Raw genomic sequence first — 478 nt, forward strand, 5'->3', positions numbered from 1 at the left:
GTAGCGGCCTTCGGCGTGAAGCCCGTCCAGCTCGCTCCTAAAAAACCCTTCGAAATCCATGCATGTGCTCCAGTATCCACCAGGTGCCGACGGACATAGCGCATGCCGGACACGGTGGTTTTGACATAAATCAAGTTAGACCGTCATCCGGTTCTCGATGATCATTGCGTACCCTCGCCTTCCTGCCCCTTGCTTTCTTGCCAGAAACCCTGCGCCTTCAGCCGATCGGCGACGTCCTTGGGCATGTATTTCTCGTCGTGCTTGGCAAGCACCGTGTCGGCGATGAACTCCCGGCTGCCGACCGCAAACTTGCCTTCGGTCACCACCCCCTGCCCTTCGCGGAAGAGGTCGGGCAGGATGCCGGTATATTTGACCTTCACGGCATCGCCGCTGCCGTCGGTGACGGCAAATTCCACCGTCGAGCCGGCGCCGCGCACCACGCTGCCCTCGCCGACCAGCCCGCCGAGGCGGATGCGCG

General features: G+C 61.9%; 1 protein-coding gene. It reads right to left on the reverse strand.

The annotated features are described in order from the left end of the window. Positions 1-161 precede the first annotated feature (161 nt). A partial coding sequence (gene ccmE, locus BN1800_RS39720; RefSeq protein ID WP_087006393.1) for a cytochrome c maturation protein CcmE occupies positions 162-478 on the reverse strand: 317 nt, incomplete at its 5' end.

Source organism: Rhizobium sullae (assembly GCF_900169785.1).
Lineage (GTDB): Bacteria > Pseudomonadota > Alphaproteobacteria > Rhizobiales > Rhizobiaceae > Rhizobium > Rhizobium sullae.